14 protein-coding genes are annotated in these 14672 nt (G+C 66.8%); 9 read left to right on the top strand and 5 right to left on the bottom strand.

Translation table 11 applies throughout. From position 1 onward, the window contains the following. Positions 1 to 54 precede the first annotated feature (54 nt). The gene (locus QQL87_RS26445; protein WP_284418394.1) at positions 55 to 687 is read right to left on the bottom strand and encodes a helix-turn-helix domain-containing protein; all 633 of its coding nucleotides are present in this window, start codon (positions 685 to 687) and stop codon (positions 55 to 57) included. A 159-nt stretch (positions 688 to 846) separates the two neighbouring features. Here QQL87_RS26445 and QQL87_RS26440 point away from each other — a divergent pair, with 159 nt between their 5' ends. The 8 genes from QQL87_RS26440 (at position 847) to QQL87_RS26405 (ending at position 8990) form a co-directional block, all read left to right on the top strand. Further along, positions 847 to 2091 carry a dienelactone hydrolase family protein gene (locus tag QQL87_RS26440; protein WP_284418395.1) on the top strand — a complete coding sequence of 415 codons (1245 nt, stop codon included), beginning with the start codon at positions 847 to 849 and terminating at the stop codon, positions 2089 to 2091. 78 nt (positions 2092 to 2169) lie between these two features. Beyond that, entirely contained in the window at positions 2170 to 3711 is a 1542-nt protein-coding gene (locus QQL87_RS26435) for an ABC transporter substrate-binding protein (protein ID WP_284418396.1), read from the top strand. 13 nt (positions 3712 to 3724) lie between these two features. Further along, positions 3725 to 4732, top strand: coding sequence for an ABC transporter permease (locus QQL87_RS26430; RefSeq protein WP_284418397.1), 1008 nt, complete (start codon positions 3725 to 3727; stop codon positions 4730 to 4732). Further along, complete coding sequence (locus tag QQL87_RS26425) at positions 4725 to 5615, top strand: ABC transporter permease (RefSeq protein ID WP_284418398.1); 891 nt, start codon at positions 4725 to 4727, stop codon at positions 5613 to 5615. Before QQL87_RS26430 ends, QQL87_RS26425 begins: the two co-directional genes overlap by 8 nt. After that, complete coding sequence (locus QQL87_RS26420) at positions 5612 to 6487, top strand: ABC transporter ATP-binding protein (protein ID WP_284418399.1); 876 nt, start codon at positions 5612 to 5614, stop codon at positions 6485 to 6487. The genes QQL87_RS26425 and QQL87_RS26420 overlap by 4 nt, the downstream gene beginning before the upstream one ends. Beyond that, positions 6484 to 7344, top strand: a complete 861-nt coding sequence (locus QQL87_RS26415; protein ID WP_284418400.1) for an ATP-binding cassette domain-containing protein — start codon at positions 6484 to 6486, stop codon at positions 7342 to 7344. Before QQL87_RS26420 ends, QQL87_RS26415 begins: the two co-directional genes overlap by 4 nt. After that, positions 7341 to 8057, top strand: a complete 717-nt coding sequence (locus QQL87_RS26410; protein ID WP_284418401.1) for an SDR family oxidoreductase — start codon at positions 7341 to 7343, stop codon at positions 8055 to 8057. Before QQL87_RS26415 ends, QQL87_RS26410 begins: the two co-directional genes overlap by 4 nt. 333 nt (positions 8058 to 8390) lie before the next feature. Then, positions 8391 to 8990 carry a VOC family protein gene (locus tag QQL87_RS26405; RefSeq protein WP_284418402.1) on the top strand — a complete coding sequence of 200 codons (600 nt, stop codon included), beginning with the start codon at positions 8391 to 8393 and terminating at the stop codon, positions 8988 to 8990. 119 nt (positions 8991 to 9109) lie between these two features. Here QQL87_RS26405 and corA read toward each other — a convergent pair whose 3' ends face one another. Beyond that, positions 9110 to 10147: a magnesium/cobalt transporter CorA gene (gene corA, locus QQL87_RS26400; protein ID WP_284418403.1), complete on the bottom strand. Its 1038-nt coding sequence runs from the start codon at positions 10145 to 10147 to the stop codon at positions 9110 to 9112. A 61-nt stretch (positions 10148 to 10208) separates the two neighbouring features. Beyond that, entirely contained in the window at positions 10209 to 11813 is a 1605-nt protein-coding gene (locus tag QQL87_RS26395; protein WP_284418404.1) for a histidine kinase famiy protein, read from the bottom strand. 277 nt (positions 11814 to 12090) lie between these two features. Here QQL87_RS26395 and QQL87_RS26390 point away from each other — a divergent pair, with 277 nt between their 5' ends. Continuing rightward, positions 12091 to 12795, top strand: coding sequence for an SDR family oxidoreductase (locus QQL87_RS26390; protein WP_284418405.1), 705 nt, complete (start codon positions 12091 to 12093; stop codon positions 12793 to 12795). A gap of 6 nt (positions 12796 to 12801) precedes the next feature. Here QQL87_RS26390 and QQL87_RS26385 read toward each other — a convergent pair whose 3' ends face one another. Further along, complete coding sequence (locus QQL87_RS26385) at positions 12802 to 13050, bottom strand: hypothetical protein (RefSeq protein ID WP_284418406.1); 249 nt, start codon at positions 13048 to 13050, stop codon at positions 12802 to 12804. 53 nt (positions 13051 to 13103) lie between these two features. After that, positions 13104 to 14543, bottom strand: a complete 1440-nt coding sequence (locus QQL87_RS26380; protein ID WP_284418407.1) for a glutamine synthetase family protein — start codon at positions 14541 to 14543, stop codon at positions 13104 to 13106. Between the last annotated feature and the right edge of the window lie 129 nt (positions 14544 to 14672).

Genomic DNA, 14672 nt, shown 5'->3' with positions numbered 1-14672 from the left:
GTCACATCTCCCCTGTCACTCCGGGGCAAGGGACACAGCGGGCCGGCGGCCGCCTCACGATTGATGCCGCCTGGTGATCGCCACCCGCGTCGCCTGGCCGTAGAGGCCTGACATCTGGTCGAGCTGCTCGGTCGTCGCCGCGCAGCTGTCGATCCAGCCCGGCAGGCCATCGAACATCGGAGGCAGGGTGGCGGCGCGCAAGGCGGCGTAGTCCTCGGTGACGGCGCGGCCGCGCGCCGTGGCTCGGTAACGCGTCTCCTTGCGCGAGGAGCGGCCCTCGGTCTCGATCAGCCCGGCGCGCACCAGCTTGCGCGTCGCATATTGCAGATTGGGCACGTCGACGCGGTTGAGCAATTGCCCGACCTCGGTGAGCCGCTTCGGCTCGTCGCCCATGCGCACGACGTTGAGGACGGCGACGTCGTCGCCGGTCAGCGGCACCTCGCAGACGGCAGCGAGGCAGGACGCCTTCCAGCGATAATAGGACTGCGCCAGCCGCTCCAGCGCGAACTCGAAGTCGGACAGCCGCCGCTCCGCGTCGCTGCGGGCGAGATGCCAGGCTCCCTTGCCGTCGCCGCTCTCGGAGCTATCGCGGGCCTTCTCGGCCTGTGATCCCGCCTTGCCGCCCGCGGCCTTCGCTTTCGCCGCCACGGGCTTGCGCTTCGCCGCGGCACTCTCGGTCCTCTTCAATATCCCGTCTCCCGATGCCGCTCCGCACAATGGATGTGCAGCGCATGCTCAATCTCTGCTGTTTACATCCGACATTTTTACATTAAAAATTCAATGAAGAAAACACATCAGGTGCGGCGTCACTGTGGACGCCCGCCGGCAGAACCGGGGAGCATCACGATGGCTGGCAAGAGCGCTGGACAGTGGATCGACATCGCCGCCGCCGATGGCGGCACGTTCAAGGGCTATCTGGCGGTGCCCGCGTCAGGCTCAGGTCCCGGCATCGTGCTCCTGCAGGAGATCTTCGGCGTCAACGCCTCGATGCGTGACGTCGCCGACTACTATGCCGAGGAAGGCTATGTCGTGCTGGCGCCGGACCTGTTCTGGCGCTTCGAGCCTGGCATCGAGCTCGGCTATGGCGAGGCCGATTTCGGCAAGGCCTTCGGCTACTACCAGCGCTTCGACGTCAATCTCGCGATCAAGGACACCGCCGATGCGCTGAAGGTGCTGCGCGCCCGGCCCGAATGCAAGGGCAAGGTCGGCGCGCTCGGCTTCTGCCTCGGCGGCAAGCTCGCCTACCTCACGGCTGCGCGCACCGACGTCGACTGCGCCGTCTCTTATTATGGCGTCGGCATCGAGGCCGACATCGGCGAGGCCAAGAACATCAAGGGCCCGATCGTCTTGCATTTCGCCGAGCTCGACAAGTTCGCCCCCGCCGAGGCGCGCGAGGCGGTCAAGGCCGGCTTCGCCGGCCGCGACGACGCCGAGTTCTATCTCTATCCCGGCTGCGACCATGCCTTCGCCGCTCCCGAGCGCGCCAGCTTCGACAAGCCGGCGACCCTGATGGCGCATTCGCGCTCGATCGCGCTGTTCCGCAAGGTCCTCGGCCCGCATTACGACCTGTCGTCGCTGTGGGACCGTCACACCGAGCTCGAATTCGCCACCCGCTCGGCCGAGGCGACGATGGGCACGATGGTCGCCGAGCCCTATGTCAACCATATCCCGACCATGACCGGCGGCGTCGGCTACAAGGACCTGCTGCGCTTCTACGCCAACCACTTCATCCCGAAGACGCCGGCCGATACCAAGCTGGTGCCGATCTCGCGCACCATCGGCGCCGACCGCGTCGTCGACGAGATGCTGTTCTGCTTCACCCACGACATCGAGATCGACTGGATGCTGCCGGGCATTCCGCCTACGGGCAAGTATGTCGAGATCCCGCTGGTCGCGATCGTCCGCTTCCGCGGCGACAAGCTCTACAACGAGCACATCTATTGGGACCAGGCCTCGGTGCTGGTGCAGATCGGCCTGCTCGATCCGGCCAAGCTGCCGGTCGCGGGCATCGAGACCGCCAAGAAGCTGGTCGATGAATCCCTGCCCTCGAACACGCTGATGAAGCGCTGGGCCGAGAGCGCGCCGCACTGATCGCAGATCGTCTTGCAAATCGTCATGGCGCCTGCAGGGGGCGCCATCCCCCATCAGCTCATCCGGAGTTGCATCACCATGCGTGACCATCAGATCTCTCGTCGTACGATGTTGCAGCTCGCGGGCGCGGCTGCTCTCCCGCTAGCCACCGGCCTGCCGATTCAGTCGGCACGCGCCGCCGCTGGCACGCTGACGATCGCCTATAACGTCAACCTGCCGTCGTTCGATCCGACCGTCGGCGTCTCGGCGGTCAATCCGACGATCCAGTCGATCTACCAGGCGATCTTCGACCCCTATATCGGCCAGGCCGCCGATCTCTCGTTCACGCCGGGCCTGCTGACCAAATGGGGCTGGAACGAGGACCGCACCAAGATCACGATGGAGCTGCGCTCCGACGCGACCTGGCACGACGGCTCGAAAGTGACGCCGGAGGACGTGGTGTGGTCGCTGACCCGCGCCGCCGATCCGAAGGGCGGCAACCCGATTCAGTTCGTGTGGTCGAAGATCAACAACTTCAAGATCGACGGCCAGACCATCACCGCCGATGTCGTCGAGTTCGAGCCGGTGCTGTTCAAATGGATGGCGTTCCTGACCGGCTACGTGCTGCCGAAGGCCTACTACGAGAAAGTCGGCGCGGAGGGCTTCGAGAAGGCGCCGATCGGCTCGGGGCCGTACAAGGTCGATGCGTTCGAGCGCAACGCCTTCCTGCGGCTGAAGGCGCATCCCGGCTATTGGGGGCCGAAGCCGGCATTCGAGACCGTCGTCTTCAAGTTCGTCACCGACCCGACCAGCCGCGTCGCCGAGATCGAATCCGGCGGATCCGACATCACCTTCGAGATTCCCTATGAGGAATTCGATCGCCTCAAGGGCAAGCCTGCTCTCGCCGGCCTGACCCAGCCGATCTCCGACATCGGCATGATCTTCCTGACCGACATCGAGCCGATGCTCGACCGCAATGTGCGGCTCGCCGCCAACCACGCCATCGACAAGAAGGCGATCGTCGAGAAGCTCTTGCGCGGCTATGGCGTGCCGATCGACACCTTGGAGGCGCCGGGCTACGCCGCCTTCGATCCCTCGATCAAGACCGCCTATGATCCGGAGCTGGCCAAGAGCCTGCTCGCCAAGAGCGGCTACTCGACGACGAAGCCGGTCAAGTTCACGATCCAGACCACGCGCGGCTTCAAGCCGAAGGACTACGAGATGGTGCAGGCCATCGCCGGGATGTGGCGCAAGGTCGGCATCGAGGCCAATATCGAGGTCTACGAGATCGCCCAGCATTTCGAGCTGCGCGCCCGCCATGCGCTGGCGCCGGCCGCGTTCTACAATTGGGGCAATGCGATCGGCGATCCCACGACGTCGACCGGCTTCGCGATGTTCGGCCCGTCGCCGCACTCGGCCTGGAAGGGCAAGGATCTGATCGAGCGCATCGGACCTCTCTGGGGCGAGAAGGACGAGGCCAAGCGCATCGCCGGCTGGAAGGCCGTCGACAAATACATCGCCGAAGAGGGCGAGGTGATTCCGCTGCTGCAATATGTCCAGCCGATCATCCACAAGAAGGGGCTGAAGGTGGTGGCGCAGGCCAACGGCATGATCCTGCCGCAGCTCGTCACGCAAGGCTGAGACGGAGCGAGCGATGCGCTGGAGCGCCATTCTCAAGCGCCTCGCTCTGATCCCGCCGACCCTGCTCGGCGTCGGCGCGATCGTGTTCGTGCTGCTGCGCGTGGTGCCCGGCGATCCCATCGCGATGATGATCCCGCCCGGCGCCTCTCCGGCGGACATCACGCGCCTGCGCGCGCTCTACGGCCTCGACCAGCCGCTGCTGTCGCAGTTCATCACCTGGCTCGGCCAGGTCGCTGTCGGAGATTTCGGCCGCTCGATCAGCCTGCGCCAGCAGGTGTTCGAGCTGGTCGGCGCGCGGCTGCCGGCGACCCTGGAGCTCGCCGCGCTCTCCGTCAGCATGGCGCTGCTGATGGGTGTGGCCGTCGCGCTGGTCGGCAGCCTGCTGCGCGGCACCCGCGCCGAATGGCTGCTGGACACCGCGAACGGCGTCTTCCTCGCCATTCCCGACTTCCTGTGGGCGCTGATCCTGCTGCTCGGCTTCGGCGTGCTGCTGCCGCTGTTGCCGATCTCCGGACGGCTCGACCCACAGCTCGCCGTCGCCTTCCGCACCCATTTCTATCTGATCGAAAGCCTGCTCACCTTGCGCCTCGACGTCGCCGCTGATCTCCTGCGCCACATGCTGCTGCCGTCGCTGGCGCTGGCTCTGCCCTTCGCCGCGCTGGTCGCGCGGCTGCTCAAGGCGCAGCTCGCCGAGGCCGAGGATCAGGACTACGCGCAGATCGCCCGCACCCGCGGCTTCTCGCGCACCACGATCCTGCAGCGCGAGGTGTTTCCCAATGCGCTGATCCCAACCGTGGCGCTCTCCGGCGTGCAGGTCACCTTGCTGCTCGGCGGCACCGTGCTGGTCGAGCGCATCTTCTCCTATGAGGGCATCGGCAACATGGCGATCGATGCCGTCATCAACCGCGACTTTCCGCTGATCCAGGGGCTGATCCTGACCTTCGCCGTACTGTTCATCGCCCTCAACCTCGCCGTCGACCTGCTGGTGGCATTGCTCGATCCGAGGCTGCGTCATGGCTGATCTCGTCCTGTCTGGCCCGATCACGGCGCCGCCGTCGCGCTGGCGCAGCGCGCTCGCGCGTGGCGGCGCGCGGCTGTGGATCGGCGGCGGCCTCGTCGCGCTGCTGCTCTTGATCGCACTGTTTGCGCCACTCATCGCCCCGCATGATCCGGCCGAGCAGAACCTGATGTCGGCGCAACTGCCGCCGGCGTTCATGCAGGGCGGCGAGGCGGCGTTCCCGCTGGGCAGCGACAGCCTCGGCCGCTGCGTGCTGTCCAGGCTGATGTACTCCGCGCGCACCGCCGTGATGGTCGCGCTGATTGCATCATTGCTCGCGGCCATCATCGGTATCGCGCTCGGCCTGATCGCCGGCGCGTTCGGCGGCTGGATCGACCAGCTGGTGTCGCGGCTGATCGATGTCTGGATGGCGTTCCCGCCGGTGCTCCTGTCGATCGTGCTCGCCGCCGTCATCGGCGCCGGCCTCACTTCGGTGATCGCGGCGATCGTGGTGGTCGACTGGACCCGCTTTGCCCGCATCACCAGAGCCGAGACGCAGGCGCAGCTCGCGCGCGACTATGCGGCCGCCGCGCGCGTGCTCGGCCTGACGCGGGCGCAGGCGCTGCGGCTGGAGATCCTGCCCAACCTCGTGCCGCTGATCGTCACCCTGCTCGCGGTCGAGATGGGCGTCGCGATCCTGGTCGAAGTCATTCTGTCCTTCGTCGGCATCTCGGTCACCGGCGACACCGCGAGCTGGGGCGGCATGATCACCGAGGGGCGGCAGATCGTCTATCAGTCGCCCTGGATCATGGCACTGCCCATTCTCGCGGTCATCGTCAGCGTCATCGGCTTCAACATGCTCGGCGACGGTCTGCGCGCCGCGCTCGATCCGGTGCAGCGCCGATGACCGCCATCCTCGAGATCGACAATCTCCACGTCGCGATCGGCGCCGCCACTGTGCTGCGCGGTGTCAGCCTGCGCGTCGAGGCCGGCGAGGTGCGCGGCCTCGTCGGCGAATCCGGCGCCGGCAAGTCGATGGTCGGCCGCACCATCTTCGGGCTGCTGCCGGCCAAGGCGAGGATCACGGCGGGCCGCGTGAGCTTCGAGGGCCGCGATCTGCTGGCGATGCCGGACAAAGCGCGCCGTGACCTGCTGGGACGGCGCATCGCGCTGATCCCGCAGGACCCGATGACCTCACTCAATCCCGTCAGGCGCATCGGTACGCAGATGGCGGCGGTGCTGCAGCTGCATCTGAAGCTGTCGAAGAGCGCCGCCCACGACCGCGCCGCTGAGCTGCTCGCCGAGGTCGCGATCCGCGACCCCGTCCGCGTTCTCAACCTCTATCCCCACGAACTCTCCGGCGGCATGCGCCAGCGCGTGCTGATCGCGATGGCCTTCGCCTGCGATCCGTCGCTCGTGATCGCCGACGAGCCGACCACCGCGCTCGACGTCACCGTGCAACGCCAGGTGCTGCAGCTCGTCGAGCGGATGCGCCAGCGCCATGGCGCCGCGATCCTGTTCGTCACCCATGACCTCGGCGTCGTCGCCAAGATCTGCCGTAGCATGACCGTGCTGCATGCCGGCCGCGTCCTCGAGGACGGCCTGACTGCTGATGTGCTGGTGAAGCCGCATCATGCCTATACCCGCGCGCTGCTGGCGGCGACGCCGCGCGCCGATCGCCCGGCCGACGCACTGAAGCCGGTGCCGCCGGCGCTGATCGAGAGCCTCTGGGCCGAAGCGCGCCGGCTCGATCAGCTCGCTGCCGGGAGGCCGGCATGAGCGAGATTCTGTTGCGCACCGGCCAGCTCGGCTTCGCCTATCCGGCGCGCGCGACGTCGCTGTTCGGCAAGCCAGTGATGCGCGACGTCATCAAATCGGTCGACCTCGCCGTGCCGCGCGGCGCCGTGCTCGGCCTCGTCGGCGAGTCTGGCTCGGGCAAGACCACGCTCGGCCGCCTGCTGGTGCGGCTCTTGGAGCCGACCTCCGGCGGCATCCAGTTCGACGGCATCGAGATCAGCCACCTCTCGGAAGCCGCGCTGCGCCCCCTGCGCGCGCGGATCCAGATGATCTTCCAGGATCCACAGTCCTCGCTCAATCCGCGCCTGCCGCTCGCTGTGACACTGACGCGGCAACTCCAGGTCTATGGACTCTTGAAGGGCTGGCGCGACCGCCGCGATCGCGCCGCCGCGCTGCTCGATCTCGTCGGCCTGCCGACATCCTTCGTCGACCGCTATCCGCACGAGCTCTCCGGTGGCCAGCGCCAGCGCGCCGGCATCGCGCGGGCCTTGGCGCTGCAGCCTGATTTCATCGTCGCCGACGAGATCGTCTCCGGCCTAGACGTCTCGACCCAGGCGCATATCCTGATGCTGCTGAAGGAGCTGCGCGCGAAGCTCGGCCTCACCGTGGTCTTCATCAGCCACGATCTCTCGGTGATCCGCGTGCTCTGCGACGATGTCGCGATCCTCAAGGGCGGCGAAGTGGTCGAGCACGGCCCGGTCGGCCGCATCTTCTCCCATCCGCAAGCCCCCTATACGCGCCAGCTCCTGGCCGCCATTCCACTGCCCGATGTCGAGCCGGGCTGGCTCGACGACACCCCGTCCCGTCAGCAACCGCAGCAGCAGGGATCCGCCGCATGAGCGCATCGATCAAGGACTCCGTCGTCGTCATCACCGGCGCCACCGGCGCCATCGCCAAGGCACTCATCGCCGAGCTGCTCGCCCGCGGCGCGGCCAAGATCTACGCCGCCGCGCGCGACATCTCGGGCATTGCGGCGTCCGACAAGGTCGTGCCGCTGAAGCTGGATGTCACCAGCGAGGCCGATGCAGCGGCGGCCGCCGCGCTGGCGTCGGACGCGACCCTGCTGATCAACAACGCCGGCGTCAACCACAACACCGCGCTGCTGGCGGCGCCGGATCTCGCGATTGCCAAGGAGGAGATCGAGATCAACTACATCGCACCGCTGCGACTGACGCGCGCCTTTGCCCCCGTGCTGATCAAGAACCAGGGCGCGGTGCTCAACATCCTCACCATCCTGGCGCGTGTGAACCTGCCGATCATGGGCTCCTATTGCGCCTCGAAGGCCGCCGCGCTCAGCCTCACGCAGGGCCTGCGCGGCGAGCTCGCGCCAAAGGGCGTGCGTATCGTCGGCGCGCTGCCCGGCGCGGTGGATACGCGCATGACGGCGGGTCTGCCGATCCCGAAAATGACGCCAGCTGACGCAGCCAAGGACATCCTCGACGGCTACGAGGCCAGCGAAGAGGACATCTATGTCGGCGACATGGCCAAGGGCCTCGCCGCCGGCCTCGCGCACGATCACAAAGCCGTGGAGAAGCAGTTGGCGTCTGGGTGAAGCGCAAGAATGGCAGCGCACGCGTGCGCCGTCCTTCGAGACGCTCGCCTGCAACGATCAATTTCGACCCTCATGGTGAGGAGGCGCATAGCGCCGTCTCGAACCATGAGGCCCGAGCAGCGGCCTCGCCCTTCGAGACGCCCGCCTGCGGCGGGCTCTCAGGGTGAGGGGCGAGAGCCGTTCGAGGGGCGCGATATGCGCCTATCGGCGCAAGGCTCCGGGCTCATCCCAACGAGCTCGCGACCGATCGCCGATGTCCGGCGCCGCCTGGCAACGCGTCTCGAACCGCGAGGCCTCAATCATTCGATATCAGCCCTTAGTCGGAGTCCTTCAATGAAGTTTGCCAAGTTCGTCAGCTCGACCCTCGCCGCCCTCGCCCTCTCCACCACCGTCGCCTCGGCCGACTCCATCCCCGGCCTGCGCGGCCATGACCACACCGGCATCACGGTGCCGGACGTCAAGGCCGCGATCGCATTCTTCACCGACGTGATCGGCTGCAAGCAGGCGATGTCGTTCGGGCCGTTCTCCGACGACAAGGGCACGTTCATGCAGGACGTCGTCAACGTCCATCCGCGCGCGGTCATCGACGAGATCAGCATGGTCCGCTGCGGCTATGGCTCCAACATCGAGCTGTTCCAGTACGAGGCGCCGGACCAGGCCAGGACGCAGCCGAAGAACAGCGATTTCGGCGGCCACCACATCGCGCTCTATGTCGACGACATCGACAAGGCTGCGGCCTATCTGAAGTCCAAGGGCGTGCGCACGATGCAGGGCCCGATCCCGATCAACGACGGCCCGGCCGGCGGCCAGTCGATCCTGTATTTCCTGACGCCGTGGGACCTGCAGATGGAGCTGATCAGCTATCCCAAGGGCATGGCATATGAAAAGAACGCGACGACCTTGCTGTGGTCGACGACGGAGCCACAGAAGTAGGCTCTCGTCCGGCGCGCGATTGGCCAAGATGTCCGGCCAGCCGGGCTTCGCGCGGCGCACGCCTCTCCCTGGCTTGGATCACGCGCGGGGAGAGGTGAGCGGCAGGCAGCGGCGCGTCCTCACAACCATCCGCGCCGACGGAACTGCCAGTACAGCACGCTGCAGACCACTCCGATGAAGCCGAGCACCGCGTAGTAGCCGTATTGCCATTTCAGCTCCGGCATGTGCTCGAAGTTCATGCCGTAGATGCCGGCGACCGCGGTCGGCACCGCGAGGATGGCGGCCCAGGCCGTGAGTCGGCGGGCGATATCGGTCTGCTGCGCCTGGCCGGCCATCATGCTGGCCTCGAACACGAACGCGAGGATCTCGCGCAGGGAATCCGCATCCTCCTCGGCGCGCTTGGCGTGATCGAGCACGTCGCGGAACAAGGGCGCCATCTCGGCATCGATCGCGACGTTGTCGACATGCTCGAGCCGCTTGCAGACGTCGACCACGGGGCCGACGGCGCGGCGCAGCCGCAGCAGGTCGCGCCGCAGGCGATACAGCCGGTCGACCTCGCTGCGCGCCAGCGGACGCTGCAGCACGACCTCCTCCAGCGTCTCGACCTCGGCCATGATGCTCTCGGTCACCGGGCGGTAGTTGTCGACGATGAAGTCGAGGATCGCATAGAGGATGTAGTCCTCGCCCTTGGCGAGCGAGCCCGGGCAGCTCTCACAGCGCGCACGCACCGCGCCGTAGGACGTCGAGGCGCCGTGGCGCACCGAGACGACGAAGCCGGGGCCGACGAAGATGTGGGTCTCGCCGAACACGATGTGCTCATTGACCAGCTGCGCCGTGCGGGCGACGATGAACAGCGCATCGCCGTAACGCTCGACCTTCGGCTGCTGATGCGCCTTCGACGCGTCTTCGATCGCGAGCTCATGCAGGCCGAACTGCTCGGCCACGCGCTGCAGCTGCGCCGCGTCCGGCTCGTGCAGCCCGATCCACACCACGTGGCCTGGCCGCTTGCGCCAGGCCCCGGCGTCCTCGATCGCGATGTCGGCAACGCGATGGCCATGGGCGTAGACGCCGGCCGCGACCACGCCGGGCTCGCGCGGCTCGCTGCGAACCGGAGCTGCCGGCACACCGGCCGGCGTCTGCATCGTCACGTGGCGCATCATCGCTCTCCGCTCTCGGCGCCGACTTTCGGCGCGCGGACTCGCCGGGTCAAGCGTCGCCTCAGGTCACCCCGGTCGGGCCGTCGAGCAGCTGCCGGACGCGTCGGACCAGGTCGGTGCGCCGGTACGGCTTGTTGATGATCTCGAAGTCGCCGGTGTTGGCATCGGCGCGCTCGGCCGCCGCGTCGGAATAGCCGGTCGTGAGCAGCACCCTCAGCTTCGGCTGGCGCTTGCGGGCCTCGCGCGCCAGCACTGTGCCGTTCATGCCGCCGGGCATCACGAGATCGGTGAACAGCAGATCGAAGCGCAGCTCCGAATCCAATAGCTCCAGCGCGTCATGCGCATTGGCTGCACTTTCGGTGCGGTAGCCGAAATCCTCCAGGATGGAGCGCGCGAGCTCGGCGACCTCGGCGCGATCCTCCACGATGAGAATGCGTTCGCTGCCACGGCGGTCCGCGGCTGTCGGCGCGCGCACGGACGGCTTGGCGATCGCCTGCTCGGTGGCGGGAAACAGCAGCTGCACGGTGGTACCATACCCGACCTCGCTGGTGATGTAAGTGCTGCCACCGGACTGGCGTGTGAAGCCATAGACCATCGCCAGTCCAAGTCCGGTGCCCTTGCCCTCCTCCTTGGTGGTGAAGAACGGCTCGGCGACGCGGGCAAGAATAGGCTGCGGAATGCCGATGCCGTCGTCCGACACTTTCAGCGCGACGTAGCGGCCGCCTCTGGGAACGCCGAACTGCACGGCGTCCTCCTCCGGGATCTCCTGGTTTTCGGTGCGAATGGTGAGCGTGCCGCCATGCGGCATGGCATCGCGCGCATTGACGAACAGATTGAGCAGCGCGACCTCGGCCTGGGTCTGGTCGACGCGGCTGTTCCACAGGCCCGGCTGCGCCTTCACGACGATGCGCACGCTGTCGCCGAGCGTGTGCCGCGCCATCTGCACCAGGGTCTCGATCATGTTGTTGAGGTTGATCGGCCGGCTGTCGAGCCGCTGCTTGCGCGCGAACGACAGCAGCTGCTGCGTCAAGGTCGCGGCGCGGTTGGCCGCCGCGCGGATGTTCTCGACGGCGCGGCGGTGGCGCGGGGCGAGCTCGCTGACGGCGCCCAACAGGATCTCGGTGTAACCAATGATGACCTGCAGGATGTTGTTGAAGTCGTGCGCGATGCCGCCGGTGAGCTGGCCGATCGCCTCCATCTTCTGCGCCTGGATCAGCGCACTCTCCGCGTCGCGCCGGCGCGACACGTCGAGCTGCGAGCCGAAAAAATACACGAGATCGCCGTCGCGATTGTAGACCGGGCTGATGAACAGCGCATTCCAGAACGCCGCGCCATTCTTGCGATAATTGAGGATCTCGACGGCAATGTCCTGGCGATTGGCGATCGCGTTGCGCACGGCATCGATCGTGTCGCGGTCGGTGTCCGGCCCCTGCAGGAAGCGGCAATTGGCGCCGACGATCTCGGAGAGTGCGTAGCCAGTCATCTCCAGGAACGCGCGGTTGGCGAACAGGATCGGATTGTCGGCCTGGCGCGGATCGGTGACGGTCATCGGCATCCGCGTGGTCTCGACGGCGGCGAAGAAGATGTCGTGGTGCTCCGACGACAGGTCGGACGCATCGCCGCTGTCGACGACCGCCCGATCGCGCTGCGGCTTGTGGTCTGACATCTTTGACTGCTCCGCCCTTTCCGGATGATAAGACGCATCGACGCGCAGCATGCCGGCTCGTGCCGGTGCCGCCCCTCAATATGCCGCTCGGTGGGATCGGGTTCCCGCAAGGCGGCAATGCGTGCAGACCCAAGGTTACGGCCCGCAACCGCTCACGAAAAAGCGATCCCCCCGTGCGGGAACACAGCCATGGACACTTCGAATGCCGGGCGCTCGACGCTATCGGTCGAAATGCGCTACATCGCTGCCGGCATCATCCAAGGCAGGAGTCATCGTCATGGCCACACAACGTGTCGCACTGGTCACCGCGGGCGGCAGCGGCATGGGCGCAGCCGCCGCGCGCCGCCTTGCCGCCGATGGATTCCAGGTTGCGATCCTGTCGTCGTCGGGCAAGGGCGAGGCGCTGGCGGCCGAGCTTGGCGGCCTCGGCGTCACCGGCTCCAACAAGTCGAACGACGATCTGAAGCGTCTGGCCGATGGCGCGATGGACCGCTGGGGCCGGATCGACGTGCTCGTCAACAGCGCCGGCCACGGCCCGCGGGCGCCGATCCTGGAGCTGACCGACGAGCAGTGGCACACCGGCCTCGACACCTATCTGCTCAACGTCATCCGCCCGGCGCGCCTCGTGACGCCAATCATGCAGGCGCAGAAGGGCGGCGCGATCATCAACATCTCGACCGCCTGGACCTTCGAGCCGTCGGCGATGTTCCCGACCTCGGCCGTGTTCCGCGCCGGCCTCGCCTCCTTCACCAAGATCTTCACCGACACCTACGCCGCCGACAACATCCGCATGAACAACGTGCTGCCGGGCTGGATCGACAGCCTGCCGGCCACCGAAGCGCGCCGCAGCACGGTGCCGATGGGTCGCTACGGCAAGTCCGAGGAGATCGCCGCCACCATCGCCTTCCTTGCTTCCGACGGCGCGGCCTACATCACCGGCCAGAACATCCGCGTTGACGGCGGCCTGACGCGCAGCGTGTGAGGGGCGCTATTTTCTGACCAGTGTTCCCCAGTCGGGAATCGCTACCCATGCTTCACGCCCAAGCACGTCGACATAGCGAACATCGAGTGTTGCGACGACTTCGAAATCATCCTCGTCCTGAAACAGGATGATCCGGTCTCCCCTTCCCAATTTGAGACCATCGATCTGCTGCGCGAGATCATTCTCTCTGTATTTGAGAAGCCAACAGAGATCATCATGGGTAGTTGCGTTGAAGTCGGTGAATACCTTGAGCATGACTCGGGTTCTTTGGCCGGCGCTTTCACCAAAATCACCGCGTCGGTCCACCTTTAGAACATCTCGAAATATTCGCGCTGCTCCCAGTCGGACACCTCCGCCTGGAAGCGCTCGATCTCGGCGGTCTTGATGACGGTGTAGTAGTCGATGAAGGTGTCACCGAACGCTTCGCGGAAGAACGCGTCGCGCTTCAGCGCATCGACCGCTTCGCCGAGGGATCTCGGCAGCAGATCCGCCTTGGTCTCATAGGGCACGTCGGCCGACGGGCCGGGATCCAGCGCGCGATCGACACCGTCGAGGCCGGCTGCGATCTGCGAGGCCATGTAGAGATAGGGATTGGCGGCGGGCTCGCCGATGCGGTTCTCCAGCCGCGTCGCGCGGTCACCGGGGCCGCCGAGCACCCGGATCATGACGCCGCGGTTGTCGCGGCCCCAGATCGCGCGGTCCGGTGCCAGCGAATAGGCGCGGTAGCGGCGATAGCCGTTGATGGTCGGCGTCGAGAACACCGCGGCGGCGCGCGCATGCGTCAGCAGGCCAGCCATGTAGGCGCGCCCAAGCGCCGAAAGACCGTCGGCATCATCAGTCATGAAGGCGTTGCTGCCGTCGCGCGCGACCAGCGACTGGTGCAGATGCCAGCCCGACGACATCACGTTGGGGATGCGGGGCCGGCACATGAAGGTGGCGTGATAGCCATGGCGCTGCGCGATCTGCTTCACGGCGCTGCGAAACAGCACCATCGTATCGGCCGGCTCCATCCCGATGCCGGGCTGCAGCACGAACTCGCACTGGCTCGGGCCGTATTCGAGCTCGATCGAGCGCAAGGGCAGGCCGAGCGCGGTGAGATTGGCCCGGATGATTTCGAGCGCCGGCTCCATCTGATCGAAACGCTGCTCGGTGAGGTACTGATAGCCCTGCGTCAGCAGGCTGACCGTCGGCGGCACGCCGGGCTGCCCGGGCGAGCCGGCGTCACCAGGCGCAAGCCTGGGATCCTCGACCTTGAAGATGTGACACTCGACCTCGAGGCCGGCCTTGAACTGATAGCCACGCGCATCGAGCGTCGCCAGCGCCGACCGCAGGAGATTGCGGGTGGCGAAGGGAACGGGCGCGCCGTTCGCAAAATAGAGATCACACAGCACCCAGCCGGCGCCGGGCGCCCAGGGCAGCACGCGGAACGTGGTGGGATCGGCGACCATCAGCGCATCGCTGCCGCCCTGCATCTCCGTCATGCCGAAGCCGCCGCCCGCGGTGAACACCGGAAACACGGTGCGATGCGAGGTGTCCTTGGCCAGCAGGGTGGTGGTGATCGAGCAGCCGTCCTGCAGCGAGGACAGCGCGGCATCGACGGTCAGCGTCTTGCCGCGCAGGATGCCGTGCTGATCGGGGAACGAGAAGCGGATCGTCGTGAGGCCCTGCTCCTCCGCGATCCGGCGCATGCGCACCGCGGCTTCGGTTTGTTCGGCGGTCCACAGCTGATGCTTGCTGACGAAACTCAACGATGGCTCCTGAGTCGAATGGCTGAACGCACGATCGAGCCCGCGGCCGAGCGGCAGGCTCGATCCCAGCCTCTCCCCGCTTGCGGGGAGAGGTCGGATTGCATCGAAGATGCAATCCGGGTGAGGGGG

The organism is Bradyrhizobium sp. SSBR45G, assembly GCF_030159255.1.
Taxonomy (GTDB): domain Bacteria; phylum Pseudomonadota; class Alphaproteobacteria; order Rhizobiales; family Xanthobacteraceae; genus Bradyrhizobium.
The sequence above is the reverse complement of the archived record's forward strand: the minus strand, read 5'-3'. Positions and strand labels throughout refer to the sequence as shown.

Excerpts from the sequence above, each read along its gene's own strand:
- QQL87_RS26425 (WP_284418398.1), top strand. The coding sequence starts at position 4,725 with ATGGCTGATCTCGTCCTGTCTGGCCCGATCACGGCGCCGCCGTCGCGC.
- QQL87_RS26405 (WP_284418402.1), top strand. The coding sequence starts at position 8,391 with ATGAAGTTTGCCAAGTTCGTCAGCTCGACCCTCGCCGCCCTCGCCCTC.
- QQL87_RS26395 (WP_284418404.1), bottom strand. The coding sequence starts at position 11,813 with ATGTCAGACCACAAGCCGCAGCGCGATCGGGCGGTCGTCGACAGCGGC.
- QQL87_RS26420 (WP_284418399.1), top strand. The coding sequence starts at position 5,612 with ATGACCGCCATCCTCGAGATCGACAATCTCCACGTCGCGATCGGCGCC.
- corA (WP_284418403.1), bottom strand. The coding sequence starts at position 10,147 with ATGCGCCACGTGACGATGCAGACGCCGGCCGGTGTGCCGGCAGCTCCG.
- QQL87_RS26385 (WP_284418406.1), bottom strand. The coding sequence starts at position 13,050 with ATGCTCAAGGTATTCACCGACTTCAACGCAACTACCCATGATGATCTC.
- QQL87_RS26440 (WP_284418395.1), top strand. The coding sequence starts at position 847 with ATGGCTGGCAAGAGCGCTGGACAGTGGATCGACATCGCCGCCGCCGAT.
- QQL87_RS26410 (WP_284418401.1), top strand. The coding sequence starts at position 7,341 with ATGAGCGCATCGATCAAGGACTCCGTCGTCGTCATCACCGGCGCCACC.
- QQL87_RS26390 (WP_284418405.1), top strand. The coding sequence starts at position 12,091 with ATGGCCACACAACGTGTCGCACTGGTCACCGCGGGCGGCAGCGGCATG.
- QQL87_RS26435 (WP_284418396.1), top strand. The coding sequence starts at position 2,170 with ATGCGTGACCATCAGATCTCTCGTCGTACGATGTTGCAGCTCGCGGGC.
- QQL87_RS26430 (WP_284418397.1), top strand. The coding sequence starts at position 3,725 with ATGCGCTGGAGCGCCATTCTCAAGCGCCTCGCTCTGATCCCGCCGACC.
- QQL87_RS26415 (WP_284418400.1), top strand. The coding sequence starts at position 6,484 with ATGAGCGAGATTCTGTTGCGCACCGGCCAGCTCGGCTTCGCCTATCCG.